The following is a 16347-nucleotide window of genomic DNA, read 5'->3' on the forward strand; positions in this document are numbered from 1 at the left end:
GACTGACACACCTACACTTATCGGCCATCACTCCCAAAGGAATAGCCCTGATGAAAGCCGTGCTGTGCAAAGCCTTCGGCCCTGCCGAATCGCTGGTGCTGGAAGACGTCGCCAGCCCCGCCCCGAAGAAGAACGAAATCCTGCTGGAGGTGCACGCCGCCGGGGTCAACTTTCCCGACACGCTGATCATCGAGGGCAAGTACCAATTCAAGCCGCCCTTCCCGTTCTCGCCGGGTGGTGAGGCCGCTGGCGTGGTGCGCGAAGTCGGCGAAAAGGTCAGCCATCTCAAGGTCGGCGACCGGGTCATGGCCCTGACCGGCTGGGGCAGTTTCGCTGAACAGGTCGCGGTGCCGGGCTACAACGTGCTGCCGATCCCGCCGTCGATGGACTTCAACATCGCCGCCGCTTTCAGCATGACCTACGGCACCTCGATGCACGCGCTCAAGCAACGCGCCAACCTGCAAGCGGGTGAAACCCTGTTGGTGCTTGGCGCATCCGGCGGTGTTGGCCTGGCAGCCGTGGAAATCGGCAAAGCCATGGGCGCCCGCGTCATCGCCGCCGCGAGCAGCGCCGAGAAACTGGCGGTGGCCAAGGCTGCCGGCGCCGATGAGCTGATCAACTACAGCGAAACCAGCCTCAAGGATGAGATCAAACGTCTTACCGACGGCCAGGGCGCTGATGTGATTTACGATCCGGTCGGCGGTGACTTGTTCGATCAGGCCATCCGCGCCATCGCCTGGAACGGTCGCCTGCTGGTCGTCGGCTTCGCCAGCGGACGCATCCCGGAACTGCCGGTCAACCTCGCGTTGCTCAAGGGCGCGGCGGTACTCGGCGTGTTCTGGGGTTCATTCGCCCAGCGCCAGCCGCAGGACAACGCGGCGAACTTCCAGCAGTTGTTCAGTTGGTTCGCCGAGGGCAAATTGAAGCCGTTGGTGTCGCAGGTCTATCCGCTGAGCAATGCGGCGCAAGCAATCAATGACCTTGGCCAGCGCAAGGCAGTGGGCAAGGTGGTGGTGCAGGTGCGCTGAGCACGACGCAGCCCCTGCAACTGCCGGGCGACGCTGCGAGGTCGCCCGGCATCAGTTGTTCCTGAACCTTCTCGCTGCGTGATTCGATGAGCTGCCCCTTGTCATCGAAGCGCAAGACAATCAGCCAGTCGTAAACATCCACCGGCCACTTCGGCTGGCCGATCAGTGCCGGGCCATTGCCGCCGAACGCTGCGATGAGTTTATTGATGTGGCCGTGATGCCAGGCGATCAGCACGGTGTTCGCCTGATTGCTCGCGCGCAACTGATTGACCAGTTTGTCGACGTCGTTATTGGCAAAGGGTTGTTCGATCGGCAATTGCAGGCGTTGCGACAGCGGGATCAGCGTCTGCCGAGGCCGGATGCTTTGCGCGCTGTCGGCCGTGGCGATCAGGCGTTGCGGGATGAGTGTCTGACCGTTCAGCTTCAGCGGGTCAAAATAGTCGGCGTAAGCCGCAGCGCGCTGCTCGCCGCGAGCGTTGAGTTCGCGCCCCACCTCCGGTTTTTCAGCATGGCGAATAATCAGCACGGTGGCGTTGCGCAGCCCCGGCGCCGCCGAGCCTTGGGCGAAACTCAACACCAAAACTGAAACGGTGACGGCAATCACCATCAACAATCTCGGCAGTAACCTGCGAATCCTCGGGGCCATCATTCGTCTCTGGGCAATCAATCGGCTTATTGATCGCGAGTCTAAGACAGAAAATTGCGGACGCTACAAAAACGCCCTGTTCTTACAGCTGAGCGACAGGTTCGTAATGGAACGCGCGACTTCCAACATTTTCCGCTGTTTTGCCGATGCGGACCGGTGCTATTTTCGGTAACGAAACTGTAACATTCGCATCCGCAGTCAAAACAAGAAATCTGGAGCTCTTGAATGTTTGCTTTCTTTCGTCCTGCCGCACATCAGGCTCCACTGCCTGAAGAAAAAATAGACAGCACTTACCGACGCCTGCGTTGGCAGATCTTCGCCGGTATTTTCTTTGGCTACGCGGGTTATTACCTGCTGCGCAAAAACTTCTCCCTGGCCATGCCGTACCTGATCGACGAAGGCTACAGCCGTGGCGATCTGGGTCTGGCGATGTCGGCGATTGCCATCGCCTATGGCTTGTCGAAATTCCTCATGGGCCTGGTGTCCGACCGTTCCAACCCGCGCTTCTTCCTGCCGTTCGGCCTGTTGGTTTCGGCGGGAGTGATGTTCGTGTTCGGTTTCGCGCCTTGGGCAACGTCCAGCGTGACCATGATGTTCATCCTGCTGTTCATCAACGGCTGGGCCCAGGGCATGGGCTGGCCGCCAAGTGGCCGGACCATGGTGCACTGGTGGTCGCAGAAGGAACGCGGCGGCGTGGTGTCGGTGTGGAACGTGGCGCATAACGTCGGCGGCGGTCTGATCGGCCCGCTGTTCCTGCTCGGCATGGGCCTGTTCAACGACTGGCACGCGGCGTTCTACGTACCGGCAGCGGTGGCGCTGGGCGTCGCGGTGTTTGCCTTCATCACCATGCGCGACACCCCGCAATCGGTCGGCCTGCCGCCGATCGAGAAGTACAAGAACGACTACCCGGAAGGCTACGACGACAGCCACGAAGACGAATTCAGCGCGAAAGAGATCTTCGTCAAATACGTGCTGCGCAACAAAATGCTCTGGTACATCGCCATGGCCAACGTCTTCGTCTACCTGCTGCGCTACGGCGTGCTGGACTGGGCACCGACCTATCTGAAAGAAGCCAAGGGCTTCACCGTCGATAAAACTTCGTGGGCGTACTTTTTCTACGAGTGGGCGGGTATTCCTGGCACGCTGCTGTGCGGCTGGATGTCGGACAAGATCTTCCGTGGCAACCGTGGCCTGACCGGCATGGTGTTCATGGCGCTGGTGACTGTCGCGACCCTGGTCTACTGGCTGAACCCAGCCGGTAACCCGACCGTCGACATGATCGCGCTGTTCTCGATCGGCTTCCTGATCTACGGCCCGGTGATGCTGATCGGCCTGCAGGCGCTGGAACTGGCGCCGAAGAAAGCCGCTGGCACTGCCGCAGGCTTCACCGGTCTGTTCGGTTATCTCGGTGGTTCGGTCGCGGCCAGTGCGGCAATGGGCTACACCGTTGACCATTTCGGCTGGGACGGTGGTTTTGTCCTGCTGGTGGGCGCTTGCCTGCTGTCGATGGCCTTCCTCGCCCCGACCCTGTGGCACAAGCAAGTTGCCAGTCAGAGCCGTGAAGCGGTCGCTTGATCGGTCTGTGATTTACAGCGCTTGAGCCGCGCCTCCAGATTGCGGTCTGGCATGGCGTGGCTGCGCAGGGCGTGTGCGGTCTGCTCGACATAATCGCGAGTGGTGCCGTAACGCCCGCTGGCGCTTGCAAACACTTGGCTCAGCACGTGATCCGGCAAGTTGCCAGCATAGCTGGGCAGGTGCCGCTCCAACACAAATCCCAAGGCCTGCACCTGGCTACCGTCGGCGAGACGGCAGTTGAGCCAGTGTGGCCGATAGGACGGCACCGGCATCTCGCGTTTCCACAGCGCGTACAGCGCCGCATCGAGATTGTCTTCCGGCAAGCGATAAGCAAAGCCGCTGCACGAACCGCCGCGATCCAGACCAAACACCAGGCCGGGCAACTCCGGCGTACCGCGATGCTCGTGCGACCACAGGTACAAGCCGCGATGGTAGCCATGCACACGTCCGCGCACCCGCTCCACCGCCGAACATTCCGGCCGCCAGATCAGCGAACCGTAGGCGAACAGCCACACCGGCCCGCCCTTGTGGCGCGCCATGGTCGATTGCATGGAAGCGAGAAGTTGTTCGTGCGTCAGCTGCGGCCCTAGATCGAGCCGCGGAGGGTAATTCAAATTCAGAAAAGCGTTTTCAATGGCGCTCATGGCGAATAGCGTTCAGCTCCCCGCGGGTGAAGAATTACTTAATAGAACGCACCGCTGTAACAATAAGGCACATATGTTTTAAGGCAATTTGAGTGCCATGGCACAGTTCTTAATTGATTGCCTGATTGATATATAACCTAGCGGTATTTATGCAATTACATAAATACCGATCGGCTATATAGAGAGTTATAACGGATTCAGGGACGAGGCGCGTAGGCGAACACATCCGCACGCATTTGATGGGCATCCATCCCGGCTTCGACCAAGGCGTCGAGGGTGCCATAGACCATGGCCGGCGAGCCACTCGCGTAGACGTGCAGCGGTTTCAGATCCGGGAAGTCTTCACAAACCGCCTCGTGCAGCATGCCGCAGCGCCCTTCCCAACCGCATTGATCGCTGACGACTTTGTGCAGGAACAGGTTGGGCAACTTCAGCCATTCGTCCCAGTGTTCGATCTCATAGAAATCTTCCGGACGACGCACGCCCCAGTACAGATGCACGGGATGTTTGAAGCCGTTGGCGCGACAGTGTTCGATCAGCGCGTGAATCTGGCCCATGCCGGTGCCGGCGGCAACCAACACCAGCGGCCCGTCGGGCAGCTCGGCCAGATGCGTATCACCGAATGGCAGCTCGACACGCACCATCGCATTGCGTTGCAGCTGTTCGATCAGGCTCAGTGCACTGGCTTCGCGCGCCAGCACATGGATTTCCAGATCGCGCCCGCCGTGCGGTGCCGAAGCCATGGAGAACGCCGACTTCTCGCCGTTCTCACGTTCGATCATCAGGTACTGCCCGGCGTGATAACGCGGCGGCTTGCCGGCCGGCGCACGCAGACGCACGCGCCAGGTGTCGCCACCGACGTCGCGGCATTCGATGACCTGACATGACAGGCTGCGCACCGGCAGTTCTCCCAACGCGAGCACGCCATCCCACAGCAGGATGCAGTCTTCCAGCGGCTCGGCTATGCAAGTGTAGAACTCGCCGTGGTCATGCACCTTGCCGGCCTGTTCGACGCGGCCTTCGACCAGCAGCGCCGCACACACGTGACAATTGCCGTTGCGGCAGCTTTGCGGGCATTCGTAGCCCAGGCGCCGCGCACCATCGAGAATCCGCTCACCGGGCTGTATCTCAAGCACTGCTCCGGAGGGCTGCAGGGTTACACGCATCAATCTATTCCTAACTGATTCCAGATGGCATCGATCCGTTGGGTGACGGCGTCGTCCTTGACGATCACGCGACCCCACTCGCGAGTGGTTTCGCCCGGCCACTTGTGGGTGGCATCGAGGCCCATTTTCGAACCCAGGCCGGAGATCGGCGAGGCGAAGTCGAGGTAGTCGATCGGCGTGTTATCGATCATCACCGTGTCGCGCTTGGGGTCCATGCGCGTGGTGATGGCCCAGATCACGTCGTTCCAGTCACGGGCGTTGATATCGTCGTCAGTGACGATAACGAACTTGGTGTACATGAACTGTCGTAAAAACGACCAGACACCGAGCATCACGCGCTTGGCGTGCCCCGGATACGACTTCTTCATGGTCACGATGGCCATGCGGTACGAACAGCCTTCCGGCGGCAGGTAGAAGTCGGTGATCTCCGGGAACTGCTTTTGCAGGATCGGCACGAACACTTCGTTCAGTGCGACGCCGAGAATCGCCGGCTCATCCGGCGGACGGCCGGTGTAAGTGCTGTGGTAGATCGGTTTGATCCGGTGGGTGATGCGCTCGACGGTGAACACCGGGAAGCTGTCGACTTCGTTGTAGTAACCGGTGTGGTCGCCGTACGGGCCTTCATCGGCCATTTCGCCCGGATGGATCACGCCTTCGAGGATGATTTCGGCGGTGGCCGGCACTTGCAGGTCATTGCCACGGCACTTGACCAGTTCGGTGCGGTTACCGCGCAAGAGACCGGCGAAAGCGTATTCGGACAGGCTGTCCGGCACTGGCGTCACGGCGCCAAGAATGGTCGCCGGATCCGCGCCCAGCGCCACGGACACCGGAAACGGTTGGCCCGGATGCTTCTCGCACCATTCGCGGTAATCCAGCGCGCCGCCACGGTGGCTCAGCCAACGCATGATCACCTTGTTGCGGCCGATCACTTGCTGACGGTAGATGCCGAGGTTCTGGCGGTCCTTGTTCGGGCCTTTGGTGACGGTCAGGCCCCAGGTGATCAGCGGGCCGACGTCGCCGGGCCAGCAGGTCTGCACCGGCAGCATCGCCAGATCGACGTCGTCGCCTTCGATGACCACTTCCTGGCACACCGCGTCTTTGACGACTTTCGGCGCCATCGAGATGATCTTGCGGAAGATCGGCAGCTTCGACCACGCGTCTTTCAAGCCCTTCGGCGGCTCGGGCTCCTTGAGGAACGCCAGCAGCTTGCCAATTTCGCGCAGCTCGCTGACCGACTCGGCGCCCATGCCCATGGCCACCCGCTCGGGGGTGCCGAACAGGTTGCCGAGCACCGGAATGTCGTAGCCGGTCGGCTTCTCGAACAGCAGCGCCGGGCCTTTGGCCCGTAGCGTGCGGTCACACACCTCAGTCATCTCCAGCACCGGCGAGACGGGAATCTGGATGCGTTTCAACTCTCCGCGCTGCTCAAGCTGCTGCACGAAATCCCGAAGATCCTTGAATTTCATTGACGATGGCACCCTCAAAATAGGCGTACATCCTACCTGCTATGCAGCCCTGTGGCAGCCTGTCGCTGCTTACTTGGCTGCATTCGTCCGGGCTTTGCCAAGGTTTTCCCGGCCTTGCAGGCTGATGAACAGCGGCTCCATGATCGGTGCCACCAGGCGCGCGCCGACTTCCGACAGGTGATTATCGTCGGTGTACAGCGAGTAGCCGTCGAGTTCTGCGTGACAGAGTCCCTTTTCATCACACAGGCGTGGCGCAGGATCGACCACACGCACCGCCGGGTCTTTGGCCAGCTCGGCGAACAGCTGGCTGATGAACACCTGGCGCTCGTGGTGAATGGCCACTTGTTGACCGACGCCTTCGACCGAACGATCCAGCATCGCCAGGCGCGTCAGGCGATATGGCGGGCTGAAAGGCTGCAATGGTGCCTCTTTGACCAGCCAGACCCGATGGCCGCTGGCACGCAGTTGCGCAACGCGCGTGCGCAGGCCAGCGGCCAGACGTTGCTCGGCAGCGGCGCGATCGTAACGACCGTCGGGGGTTCTCAGCACGTGGCCCAGGTCGCCATTGGCTGCACCGTAGACGTACAGGCTCCAGCGCGCGACCAGCACCACATCGCTGACGGTTTTCTCTTTCAGGGCCTGCTCGATCCGGCGGTTGAAATGCGCACATACCGGGCCATGTTCCAGACCCTCCACCGGAATGCAGCCCGGTGAACTGGCGAGAATCACGCTGACGTCGTGGGCTTTCGCACCGTCATCAAACACCGGAATCAGTGCCGTGGCGTGACTGTCGCCCCAGACCATCGCTTGCGCCGGCACGTCGGCCACGCCGTAATGACAGAACAGTTTGTCATCAGGCGTCTTGTCGTCCGCCAGGCACGCCATCAGCTCCGGCCGCCAGTCGTGGCCACGGGCATATTGCAGCGCCTGATCGGACAGACGCCACGGCAAGCCATCGGTCCAGCGCAGGGTTTGCCCGGCCAGCGCCAGCACCAGCACACCGAGGGCGCCAGCGATCAGAATCGGCCGACGACCGGCGAGCAAACGGCGCTCGCGGAACGGCGTTTCGATGAATTTCCACGACAGATAACCCAGCACCAGCGTCAGCAGAATTAATCCGGCGTTATCGAGCGCGCTGATTTCCTCGACGCTGGCATAGCTGGAAAACACGAACACCGGCCAATGCCACAGGTACCAGGAATAAGAGATCAGGCCGAAACCGACCATCACCTTACTGCTCAACAATTGACCAACAACAGTCTCGCGATGACCGTTGGCGAAAATCAGCAGCACCACACCGAGCACAGGCAGCAGCGCCGCCGCACCGGGGAATGGTGTGGCTTTGCTGTAGCCGAACACCGCCAGCAGGATCAGGCCCATGCCGAGCAGGCTCAACAGTTGCGCCGCCATCGGCTTCAAGCGCCAGGCATGCTTCGGCGCGACCGCCAGCATAGCCCCGGCGAGCAGTTCCCAGGCGCGCATTGGCAGCAGGAAGAAGGCTTTTTCCGGGTGGTGACTGACCGCCCACACGCTCAGACCGAAGGACACCAGCAGAATCGCGAACAGCGCCAGTCGCCAGTGCTTGAGGCGACTCGACAGCACCGCCAGCAGCAGCGGGAAGAGGATGTAGAACTGCTCTTCAACCGCCAGCGACCAGGTGTGCAACATCGGCTTGAGGTCAGAGGCGACGTCGAAATAGCAGTCCTGACGCATAAACAGGATGTTCGAGACGAACAGCACCTGATAGCGCACTGAGCGCCCCAGCTCTTCGTAATCCTTGGGCGCCAGCAGGAACCAGCCCACCGCCAGCACCGCAATGATCATCGCGAACAGCGCCGGCAGAATCCGCCGCGCACGGCGTGCCCAGAACTCGACGAAGCTGAACCGTCCAGCCTGACGCTGGTTCCAGATAATCGAAGTGATCAGGTAGCCGGAAATGACGAAAAACACGTCAACCCCGACAAAACCGCCGGTAAACCCCGGGACGCCAAAATGGAACAGCACCACGGCGATGACCGCGACTGCCCGCAAGCCGTCGATATCCCTTCGATAAGCGAGTGTACTCATAAATCTTTAATGCCAATCAGTTGGTTATTATTTGTACAGCCGGAATCTCTTACCCGGAAACGGTCTCGTACGTTGCTGCTCATTCTGCAAGGCACAGACCTTACCAGATCACCATCGTCCCATCGCTGAGACAAAATCCAGTCAAAATCCGGGCAAAAAAATAGCGCCCCCATAGGGACGCCATTTTTATCGGCTCAGCCGGCGATGTTACTTGCGCTTCATCGACAGGAAGAACTCGTCGTTGGTCTTGGTCGTTTTCAGCTTGTCGACCAGGAACTCGATGGCAGCGACTTCGTCCATCGGGTGCAGCAGCTTGCGCAGAATCCACATGCGCTGCAGTTCGTCGTCGGCAGTCAGCAACTCTTCGCGGCGGGTGCCGGAGCGGTTGATGTTGATCGCCGGGAACACGCGCTTCTCGGCGATCTTGCGATCCAGAGGCAATTCCATGTTGCCGGTACCCTTGAACTCTTCGTAGATCACTTCGTCCATCTTCGAGCCGGTTTCAACCAGCGCGGTGGCGATAATGGTCAGCGAGCCGCCTTCTTCGATGTTACGCGCAGCACCGAAGAAACGCTTTGGCTTCTCGAGGGCGTGAGCATCGACACCACCGGTCAAGACCTTGCCGGAGCTTGGAATCACGGTGTTGTAGGCACGGGCCAGACGGGTGATGGAGTCGAGCAGGATCACCACATCTTTCTTGTGTTCGACCAGGCGCTTGGCCTTCTCGATCACCATTTCGGCAACCTGGACGTGACGGGTCGGCGGTTCGTCGAAAGTCGAGGCAACCACTTCGCCGCGCACGGTGCGCTGCATTTCGGTTACTTCTTCCGGACGCTCGTCGATCAGCAGCACGATCAGGTGAACTTCAGGGTTGTTACGGGCGATGTTCGCTGCGATGTTTTGCAGCATGATCGTTTTACCGGCTTTCGGCGGCGCAACGATCAGACCACGCTGGCCTTTGCCGATCGGGGCGCACAGGTCGATCACACGACCGGTCAAGTCTTCGGTGGAACCGTTACCGGCTTCCATCTTCATGCGCACGGTCGGGAACAGCGGGGTCAGGTTCTCGAAGAGAATCTTGTTTTTCGCGTTCTCGGGACGATCGAAGTTGATCGTGTCGACCTTGAGCAGAGCGAAATACCGCTCGCCTTCCTTCGGAGGGCGGATCTTGCCAACGATGGTGTCACCGGTGCGCAAGTTGAAGCGGCGGATCTGGCTTGGCGAGACGTAGATATCGTCCGGGCCGGCCAGGTAGGAAGCGTCAGCGGAGCGCAGGAAGCCGAAGCCGTCCTGGAGAATCTCCAGCACGCCATCACCGGAGATTTCCTCGCCGCTTTTAGCGTGCTTTTTCAGCAGGGAGAAAATCACGTCCTGCTTGCGCGAACGGGCCATATTTTCTATGCCCATCTGTTCGGCCAATTCGAGCAGTTCGGTAATCGGCTTTTGCTTGAGTTCAGTCAGATTCATAGAGGAATGACGTAATCCTTTATGGAGGGGGGGAAATTAAGCTTTTGGCTTAATGAGGCCGCGCCGCGGAGAAGGCGACAGGATCGCGAACTAATTCGAAAAGGAGTGCGTCGGCGACGGCTAGCAGGGGGCAATGGAGAAACCAGTGCGGGGCCGAATGTACCACCTGAGTTTCGGAGCGTCTAGCCCTGAATACGCAAAAAGCCCCGCTATTTGCGGGGCTTTTTTTTAAGCACTTTACTGCGACGCTTAGATGTTGGCGTCGAGGAAAGCTGCCAGTTGCGACTTCGACAGCGCGCCGACTTTGGTCGCAGCGACTTCACCGTCCTTGAACAGCATCAAGGTCGGGATACCACGCACGCCATGCTTGGCCGGGGTTTCCTGGTTTTCGTCGATGTTCAGTTTGGCAACGGTCAGCTTGCCTTTGTAAGTCTCGGCAATCTCGTCCAGTACCGGAGCGATCATTTTGCAAGGACCGCACCATTCAGCCCAGTAATCGACCAGGACAGCGCCTTCGGCCTTGAGTACGTCGGCATCGAAGCTAGCGTCGCTAACGTGTTTGATAAGATCGCTGCTCATGGAATTCTCCAGGTTGTAAGCAAAAAAACGTGGCCCATCATAGCCGCCCTTCCTGTGTTCAGGAAGCCGCAGATGATTGAGTCTTGCTATGGTGCCCCATGAGTTTGGGTATAGCTCAAGTCACGCCGTGGCGGGGGCGATGAAGGCGATCCCGGTGCGCAGGGCCGCATTGCGCACGTGTTCCTGCATGGCTTTTTGCGCAGCAGCGGATGCCCGGCGAGCGAGGGCACGAAGGATTTTTCGGTGTTCCTGCCAGGTTTCCATGGCGCGCTCGGCACGGATGAACGGTAGTTTCTGGCTCTCGAGAAACATCTCGGCACTGGCGGTAAGGATGCTCAGCATCGCCTGATTGCCGCTCGCCAGCAGAATGCGCCGGTGGAATTCGAAGTCGAGTTTCGCGGCGGCTTCAAAGTCGCCGGCCTTCAATTGCTCGCGCATTGCCGCAACATTGTCTTCCAGCGCGTCCAGATCGAACGTGCTCAGCGTCACCGCTGCCAGCCCTGCGGCGAAACCCTCCAGCGCATAGCGCAACTGAAAGATATCCAATGGCGACGCCTGCGCCGCGAACGACCAGCCCGGCGCGCTATCGCCGCGTGACAACTCCACCGGCGCCTGCACGAAAACGCCCTTGCCCGGCTGAATACTGACCACGCCCAGCGCACTCAGCGATGACAACGCTTCACGCAACGATGCCCGACTGACACCGAGTTGCAGCGCCAGATCCCGTTGCGACGGCAAGGCATCGCCGGGGCCGAAGCCCTGTTCGCTGATCAGTTTGCGGATCGCTTGCAGCGCCACTTCGGGTACCGCACGGGAAATCGAGTTCATGGTTTTTCAGACGCACCGGGCCAATGTGCGGCTAGTTGTAAAGCTATTCGAGGAGTCCGGCAAGTCGTGCCCCAGCGGGGTTCGACGCTTGGGGCCGATGCGCCATGGCAGTGCGAAAAACAACCTGACTGTTCAGACCAGTAAGACCGAACAAACCCGCTGAAACCGCGGCCTGCCGCTACCAAGGCCGCCTATTGGCACGGCGCATGCTCTGTCCGATCACAGAAATCACTTCCCGCCGATCCGGAGATTGTCCATGACCCAGCGTTACAGCGCCCTCCTCGCTTCCCTGTTTGCCGGCCTGCTGCTCTGTCAGGCGCCCGCAAATGCCGACGGTCTCGACGACGTGGTCAAACGCGGCACACTGAAAGTCGCTGTACCTCAGGACTTCCCGCCGTTCGGCTCGGTCGGCCCGGACATGAAGCCGCGCGGCCTCGATATCGACACGGCAAAACTGTTGGCCGAGCAACTCAAGGTCAAACTTGAACTGACCCCGGTCAACAGCACCAACCGCATCCCGTTTCTCACCACTGGCAAAGTCGACCTGGTGATTTCCAGCCTCGGCAAAAACCCCGAACGCGAGAAGGTCATCGACTTCTCCCATGCCTACGCACCGTTCTACCTCGCCGTGTTCGGCCCGCCCGACGCCGCGATTACGAGCCTCGATGACCTCAAGGGCAAGACCATCAGCGTCACCCGTGGCGCCATCGAAGACATCGAGCTGACCAAGGTCGCTCCCGAAGGTGTGACCATCAAGCGCTTCGAAGACAACAACTCGACCATCGCCGCCTACCTCGCAGGCCAGGTCGACCTGATCGCCAGCGGCAACGTGGTGATGGTCGCAATCAGCGAGAAGAACCCGAAACGCGTGCCGGCGCTGAAAGTGAAGCTCAAGGATTCGCCGGTCTACGTTGGCGTGAACAAGAACGAAGCGGCGCTGCTGGCCAAGGTCAACGACATCCTGACCAGCGCCAAGGCTGACGGCGCGCTGGAAAAGAATTCGCAGACCTGGCTGAAAGAGCCGCTGCCGGCCGATCTCTGATCGACTGCGCGGGAGACCTTCATGGCTTATCAGTTCGATTTCATGCCGGTGGTGGAAAACACCGACCTGCTGCTGCGCGGAGCGCTGTTTACCCTTGAGCTGACCGCCATCGGTGCGGTGCTCGGGGTCGGCCTCGGGATTGTCGGGGCGCTGATGCGGGCGTGGGAGATTCGCCCGTTCTCGACGCTATTCGGCGTTTACGTCGAGTTGATCCGCAACACGCCGTTTCTGGTGCAGTTGTTCTTCATCTTCTTCGGCCTGCCGTCGCTTGGCGTGCAGATTTCCGAATGGCAGGCGGCGGTGCTGGCGATGGTGATCAACCTCGGCGCCTATTCGACCGAGATCATCCGTGCCGGCATCCAGGCGATCCCGCGCGGGCAGCTGGAAGCCGCAGCAGCATTGGCGATGACCCGCTTCGAGGCGTTCCGCCACGTGGTCTTGCTGCCAGCGCTGGGCAAGGTCTGGCCGGCGCTGAGCAGCCAGATCATCATCGTCATGCTCGGTTCGGCGGTGTGTTCGCAGATCGCCACCGAAGAGCTGAGCTTCGCCGCCAACTTCATTCAGTCGCGCAACTTCCGCGCCTTTGAAACCTACGCGCTGACCACGCTGCTCTATCTGTGCATGGCGCTGCTGATCCGCCAGTTGCTCAACTGGATCGGTCGCCGCTACATCAGTCGAAGCGGGAGCCGCGCATGAGCGATTTCACCTTCTGGGACATCCTGCGCAATTTGCTCGTTGGCCTGCAATGGACGTTGGCGTTGTCGCTGGTGGCGTTTATCGGCGGCGGCCTCGTCGGGCTGCTGATCCTGATCATGCGCATTTCAAAAAACGCTGTGTCGAGCAACATCGCCCGCACCTGGATCGAGCTGTTCCAGGGCACGCCACTGTTGATGCAACTGTTTCTGGTGTTCTTCGGCGTGGCGCTGGCCGGAATCGAGATTTCGCCGTGGATGGCCGCAGCGATTGCCCTGACCTTGTTCACCAGCGCCTATCTGGCAGAGATCTGGCGCGGTTGCGTCGAGTCGATCTCCAATGGCCAGTGGGAAGCCTCGGCGAGTCTGGCGCTCAATCCCTTGGAGCAACTGCGCTACGTGATCCTGCCGCAAGCGCTGCGGATTGCCGTGGCGCCGACCGTGGGTTTTTCGGTGCAAGTGGTCAAAGGCACCGCCGTGACCTCAATCATCGGCTTCACCGAGCTGACCAAGACCGGCGGCATGCTCGCCAACGCCACGTTTGAACCGTTCATGGTCTACGGCCTCGTCGCCCTCGGCTATTTCCTGCTCTGCTACCCCTTGTCCCTCAGTGCGCGCTACCTGGAAAGGAGACTGCATGCCTCTGCTTAGAATTTCCGCCCTGCATAAATACTACGGCGATCACCACGTACTCAAAGGCATCGACCTCAGCGTCGAAGAAGGCCAGGTGGTGGCGATCATCGGCCGCAGCGGCTCGGGCAAATCCACCCTGCTGCGCACGCTTAACGGCCTGGAATCGATCAACGACGGCGTGATCGAAGTCGATGGCGAATACCTCGACGCTGCCCGCGCTGATTTGCGCAGCTTGCGGCAGAAAGTCGGTATGGTTTTTCAGCAGTTCAACCTGTTCCCGCACCTCACCGTCGGCGAGAACGTCATGCTCGCGCCACAGGTGGTGCAGAAAGTGCCAAAAGCCAAGGCAGCGGAACTGGCGCGCGCAATGCTGGAGCGCGTCGGCCTCGGAGAGAAATTCGATGCCTTTCCGGATCGCCTGTCCGGCGGCCAGCAACAACGCGTGGCGATTGCCCGGGCATTGGCGATGTCGCCGAAAGTGTTGCTGTGCGATGAGATCACCTCGGCGCTTGACCCGGAACTGGTCAACGAAGTGCTCAGCGTGGTGCGCCAATTGGCCAGGGAAGGCATGACATTGATCATGGTCACCCACGAAATGCGCTTCGCCCGCGAGGTGGGCGACAAACTGGTGTTCATGCACCATGGCAAGGTGCATGAGGTGGGGGATCCGAAGGTGTTGTTTGCCAATCCGCAGACGGCGGAGCTGGCGAACTTTATTGGCACTGTAGAAGCCGTCAATTGATCCGCACCTCTTCTGTGGCGAGGGAGCTTGCTCCCTCGCCACAGAAGCTGTCTGATCGTTCCCACGCTCTGCGTGGGAATGCCTCACCGGACGCTCTGCGTCCGCTTTTGGGACGCGGAGCGTCCCGGCCTGCATTCCCACGCAGAGCGTGGGAACGATCCGGTTTGCGCCGTGCGCGTTGGCGCCAGCGTTTGATCGTGGCACGATGTCGAGGTTATCGACCGAGACCCCCTGACCATGCCGCAATCCCAAGCCAAGAATCTGTCCCTGATCGCCGCAATCGACCTGGGCTCCAACAGCTTTCACATGGTCGTGGCGAAAGCCCAGAACGGCGAAATCCGCATTCTCGAGCGTCTCGGCGAGAAAGTTCAGCTGGCTGCCGGCATCGACGATGAGCGCAAGCTCAACGAAGAATCGATGCAGCGCGGCCTCGATTGCCTCAAGCGTTTTGCCCAACTGATCAACGGTATGCCGCTGGGCGCCGTGCGCATCGTCGGCACCAACGCCCTGCGGGAAGCGCGCAACCGCCTCGAATTCATCCATCGCGCCGAAGAAATCCTCGGCCATCCGGTGGAAGTCATCTCCGGCCGTGAAGAGGCGCGCCTGATTTATCTGGGCGTGTCGCACACCCTCGCCGACACTCCGGGCAAACGTCTGGTCGCCGACATCGGCGGCGGCAGTACCGAATTCATCATTGGTCAGCGTTTCGAGCCGCTGCTGCGCGAAAGCCTGCAAATGGGCTGCGTCAGCTTCACCCAGCGCTATTTCAAGGACGGCAAGATCACCCCGGCCCGCTACGCCCAGGCGTACACCGCAGCGCGGCTGGAGATCATGAGCATCGAGCACGCCCTGCATCGCCTGACCTGGGATGAAGCCATCGGCTCCTCGGGCACCATCCGCGCCATCGGCCTGGCGCTGAAGGCTGGCGGTCACGGCACTGGCGAAGTCAACGCCGAAGGTCTGGCGTGGCTCAAGCGTCGTCTGTTCAAACTGGGTGATGTCGACAAGATCGACTTCGAAGGCATCAAGCCTGATCGCCGGACCATTTTTCCGGCGGGTCTGGCGATTCTCGAAGCGATTTTCGACGCCCTCGAACTGCAACGCATGGACCACTGCGACGGCGCGCTGCGTGAAGGCGTGCTCTATGACCTGCTTGGCCGTCATCATCACGAAGACGTGCGTGAACGCACCCTGACCTCGTTGATGGAGCGCTATCACGTCGATCTGCAACAGGCCGCTCGAGTCGAGCGCAAAGCCTTGCACGCGTTCGATCAGGTCGCGGCGGACTGGGAGCTGGATGACGGCATCTGGCGCGAACTCCTTGGCTGGGCAGCTAAAGTGCACGAAGTCGGCCTCGATATTGCGCATTATCACTATCACAAACACGGCGCTTATTTGATCGAGCACTCGGACCTCGCCGGCTTCTCCCGCGAAGACCAGCAGATGCTCGCCCTGCTGGTGCGCGGTCATCGGCGCAACATTCCCAAGGACAAGTTTGCCGATTTCGGTGACGACGGTGACAAGCTGATTCGCCTGTGCGTGCTGCTGCGCTTTGCGATTCTGTTCCATCACATTCGTGGCACCCAAGCGATGCCGCAGGTGGTGTTGCACGCCAAGGGCAATACCCTGGATGTGCAATTCCCGGAAAACTGGCTGGACGAAAATCAGCTGACCCAGGCGGATTTCGGGCTTGAGGCGGATTGGCTGACGCGGGTGGGGATTGTGCTCACGGTTCACTGATACCCAGCAAATTTGTGAATGACAGGTATAAA

General features: G+C 60.3%; 15 protein-coding genes. 7 read left to right on the forward strand and 8 right to left on the reverse strand.

Annotation, left to right across the window (positions count from 1 at the left end; genetic code table 11):
* Window positions 1-50 precede the first annotated feature (50 nt).
* Window positions 51-1028 carry an NADPH:quinone oxidoreductase family protein gene (locus ACIPZE_RS03790; RefSeq protein ID WP_283438407.1) on the forward strand — a complete coding sequence of 326 codons (978 nt, stop codon included), beginning with the start codon at window positions 51-53 and terminating at the stop codon, window positions 1026-1028.
* Here the strand turns inward: ACIPZE_RS03790 and ACIPZE_RS03795 are convergent.
* On the reverse strand, window positions 973-1674 hold the full coding sequence (locus ACIPZE_RS03795) for a flagellar basal body-associated protein FliL (protein ID WP_400771470.1): 702 nt from the start codon (window positions 1672-1674) through the stop codon (window positions 973-975). The two genes, ACIPZE_RS03790 and ACIPZE_RS03795, sit on opposite strands and share 56 nt — an antisense overlap.
* A 225-nt stretch (window positions 1675-1899) precedes the next feature.
* Here ACIPZE_RS03795 and glpT point away from each other — a divergent pair, with 225 nt between their 5' ends.
* A complete protein-coding gene (gene glpT, locus ACIPZE_RS03800) occupies window positions 1900-3249 on the forward strand; it encodes a glycerol-3-phosphate transporter (protein WP_129395995.1) in 1350 nt (449 codons plus the stop codon).
* Here glpT and ACIPZE_RS03805 read toward each other — a convergent pair.
* The 7 genes from ACIPZE_RS03805 to ACIPZE_RS03835 all read right to left on the reverse strand — a co-directional run bounded on the left by ACIPZE_RS03805 (window position 3225) and on the right by ACIPZE_RS03835 (window position 11466).
* Entirely contained in the window at window positions 3225-3893 is a 669-nt protein-coding gene (locus tag ACIPZE_RS03805) for a gamma-glutamylcyclotransferase (RefSeq protein WP_129395996.1), read from the reverse strand. The genes glpT and ACIPZE_RS03805 overlap by 25 nt on opposite strands.
* A 197-nt stretch (window positions 3894-4090) precedes the next feature.
* Window positions 4091-5059, reverse strand: coding sequence for a CDP-6-deoxy-delta-3,4-glucoseen reductase (locus tag ACIPZE_RS03810; protein ID WP_283438405.1), 969 nt, complete (start codon window positions 5057-5059; stop codon window positions 4091-4093).
* Complete coding sequence (gene ubiD / locus ACIPZE_RS03815; RefSeq protein WP_077574985.1) at window positions 5059-6525, reverse strand: 4-hydroxy-3-polyprenylbenzoate decarboxylase; 1467 nt, start codon at window positions 6523-6525, stop codon at window positions 5059-5061. The genes ACIPZE_RS03810 and ubiD overlap by 1 nt, the downstream gene beginning before the upstream one ends.
* Before the next feature lie 69 nt (window positions 6526-6594).
* Window positions 6595-8592: an acyltransferase family protein gene (locus tag ACIPZE_RS03820; RefSeq protein WP_400771474.1), complete on the reverse strand. Its 1998-nt coding sequence runs from the start codon at window positions 8590-8592 to the stop codon at window positions 6595-6597.
* Between the two features lie 207 nt (window positions 8593-8799).
* Window positions 8800-10059 carry a transcription termination factor Rho gene (rho, locus tag ACIPZE_RS03825; RefSeq protein ID WP_003229334.1) on the reverse strand — a complete coding sequence of 420 codons (1260 nt, stop codon included), beginning with the start codon at window positions 10057-10059 and terminating at the stop codon, window positions 8800-8802.
* Between the two features lie 249 nt (window positions 10060-10308).
* A complete protein-coding gene (gene trxA / locus ACIPZE_RS03830) occupies window positions 10309-10638 on the reverse strand; it encodes a thioredoxin TrxA (RefSeq protein ID WP_283438403.1) in 330 nt (109 codons plus the stop codon).
* A gap of 120 nt (window positions 10639-10758) precedes the next feature.
* Window positions 10759-11466: a FadR/GntR family transcriptional regulator gene (locus ACIPZE_RS03835; RefSeq protein ID WP_283438402.1), complete on the reverse strand. Its 708-nt coding sequence runs from the start codon at window positions 11464-11466 to the stop codon at window positions 10759-10761.
* Window positions 11467-11722: 256 nt separating this feature from the next.
* Here ACIPZE_RS03835 and ACIPZE_RS03840 point away from each other — a divergent pair, with 256 nt between their 5' ends.
* The 5 genes from ACIPZE_RS03840 (at window position 11723) to ppx (ending at window position 16315) form a co-directional block, all read left to right on the forward strand.
* Window positions 11723-12508, forward strand: a complete 786-nt coding sequence (locus ACIPZE_RS03840; RefSeq protein ID WP_400771478.1) for a transporter substrate-binding domain-containing protein — start codon at window positions 11723-11725, stop codon at window positions 12506-12508.
* Window positions 12509-12529: 21 nt separating this feature from the next.
* On the forward strand, window positions 12530-13204 hold the full coding sequence (locus ACIPZE_RS03845; protein WP_129396002.1) for an amino acid ABC transporter permease: 675 nt from the start codon (window positions 12530-12532) through the stop codon (window positions 13202-13204).
* Entirely contained in the window at window positions 13201-13851 is a 651-nt protein-coding gene (locus ACIPZE_RS03850) for an amino acid ABC transporter permease (protein ID WP_400771481.1), read from the forward strand. Before ACIPZE_RS03845 ends, ACIPZE_RS03850 begins: the two co-directional genes overlap by 4 nt.
* Window positions 13838-14575, forward strand: coding sequence for an amino acid ABC transporter ATP-binding protein (locus ACIPZE_RS03855; protein WP_283438399.1), 738 nt, complete (start codon window positions 13838-13840; stop codon window positions 14573-14575). Before ACIPZE_RS03850 ends, ACIPZE_RS03855 begins: the two co-directional genes overlap by 14 nt.
* 237 nt (window positions 14576-14812) lie before the next feature.
* Window positions 14813-16315, forward strand: a complete 1503-nt coding sequence (ppx, locus tag ACIPZE_RS03860) for an exopolyphosphatase (RefSeq protein ID WP_129396005.1) — start codon at window positions 14813-14815, stop codon at window positions 16313-16315.
* The last annotated feature ends 32 nt before the right edge of the window (window positions 16316-16347 follow it).

The organism is Pseudomonas sp. NPDC089741 (assembly GCF_044748825.1).
GTDB lineage: Bacteria > Pseudomonadota > Gammaproteobacteria > Pseudomonadales > Pseudomonadaceae > Aquipseudomonas > Aquipseudomonas helmanticensis.

What these genes read in the sequence shown, in the direction of transcription:
- ACIPZE_RS03790 (WP_283438407.1), top strand. Translation starts at nt 51, where the DNA reads ATGAAAGCCGTGCTGTGCAAAGCCTTCGGCCCTGCCGAATCGCTGGTG.
- ACIPZE_RS03795 (WP_400771470.1), bottom strand. Translation starts at nt 1,674, where the DNA reads ATGGCCCCGAGGATTCGCAGGTTACTGCCGAGATTGTTGATGGTGATT.
- glpT (WP_129395995.1), top strand. Translation starts at nt 1,900, where the DNA reads ATGTTTGCTTTCTTTCGTCCTGCCGCACATCAGGCTCCACTGCCTGAA.
- ACIPZE_RS03805 (WP_129395996.1), bottom strand. Translation starts at nt 3,893, where the DNA reads ATGAGCGCCATTGAAAACGCTTTTCTGAATTTGAATTACCCTCCGCGG.
- ACIPZE_RS03810 (WP_283438405.1), bottom strand. Translation starts at nt 5,059, where the DNA reads ATGCGTGTAACCCTGCAGCCCTCCGGAGCAGTGCTTGAGATACAGCCC.
- ubiD (WP_077574985.1), bottom strand. Translation starts at nt 6,525, where the DNA reads ATGAAATTCAAGGATCTTCGGGATTTCGTGCAGCAGCTTGAGCAGCGC.
- ACIPZE_RS03820 (WP_400771474.1), bottom strand. Translation starts at nt 8,592, where the DNA reads ATGAGTACACTCGCTTATCGAAGGGATATCGACGGCTTGCGGGCAGTC.
- rho (WP_003229334.1), bottom strand. Translation starts at nt 10,059, where the DNA reads ATGAATCTGACTGAACTCAAGCAAAAGCCGATTACCGAACTGCTCGAA.
- trxA (WP_283438403.1), bottom strand. Translation starts at nt 10,638, where the DNA reads ATGAGCAGCGATCTTATCAAACACGTTAGCGACGCTAGCTTCGATGCC.
- ACIPZE_RS03835 (WP_283438402.1), bottom strand. Translation starts at nt 11,466, where the DNA reads ATGAACTCGATTTCCCGTGCGGTACCCGAAGTGGCGCTGCAAGCGATC.
- ACIPZE_RS03840 (WP_400771478.1), top strand. Translation starts at nt 11,723, where the DNA reads ATGACCCAGCGTTACAGCGCCCTCCTCGCTTCCCTGTTTGCCGGCCTG.
- ACIPZE_RS03845 (WP_129396002.1), top strand. Translation starts at nt 12,530, where the DNA reads ATGGCTTATCAGTTCGATTTCATGCCGGTGGTGGAAAACACCGACCTG.
- ACIPZE_RS03850 (WP_400771481.1), top strand. Translation starts at nt 13,201, where the DNA reads ATGAGCGATTTCACCTTCTGGGACATCCTGCGCAATTTGCTCGTTGGC.
- ACIPZE_RS03855 (WP_283438399.1), top strand. Translation starts at nt 13,838, where the DNA reads ATGCCTCTGCTTAGAATTTCCGCCCTGCATAAATACTACGGCGATCAC.
- ppx (WP_129396005.1), top strand. Translation starts at nt 14,813, where the DNA reads ATGCCGCAATCCCAAGCCAAGAATCTGTCCCTGATCGCCGCAATCGAC.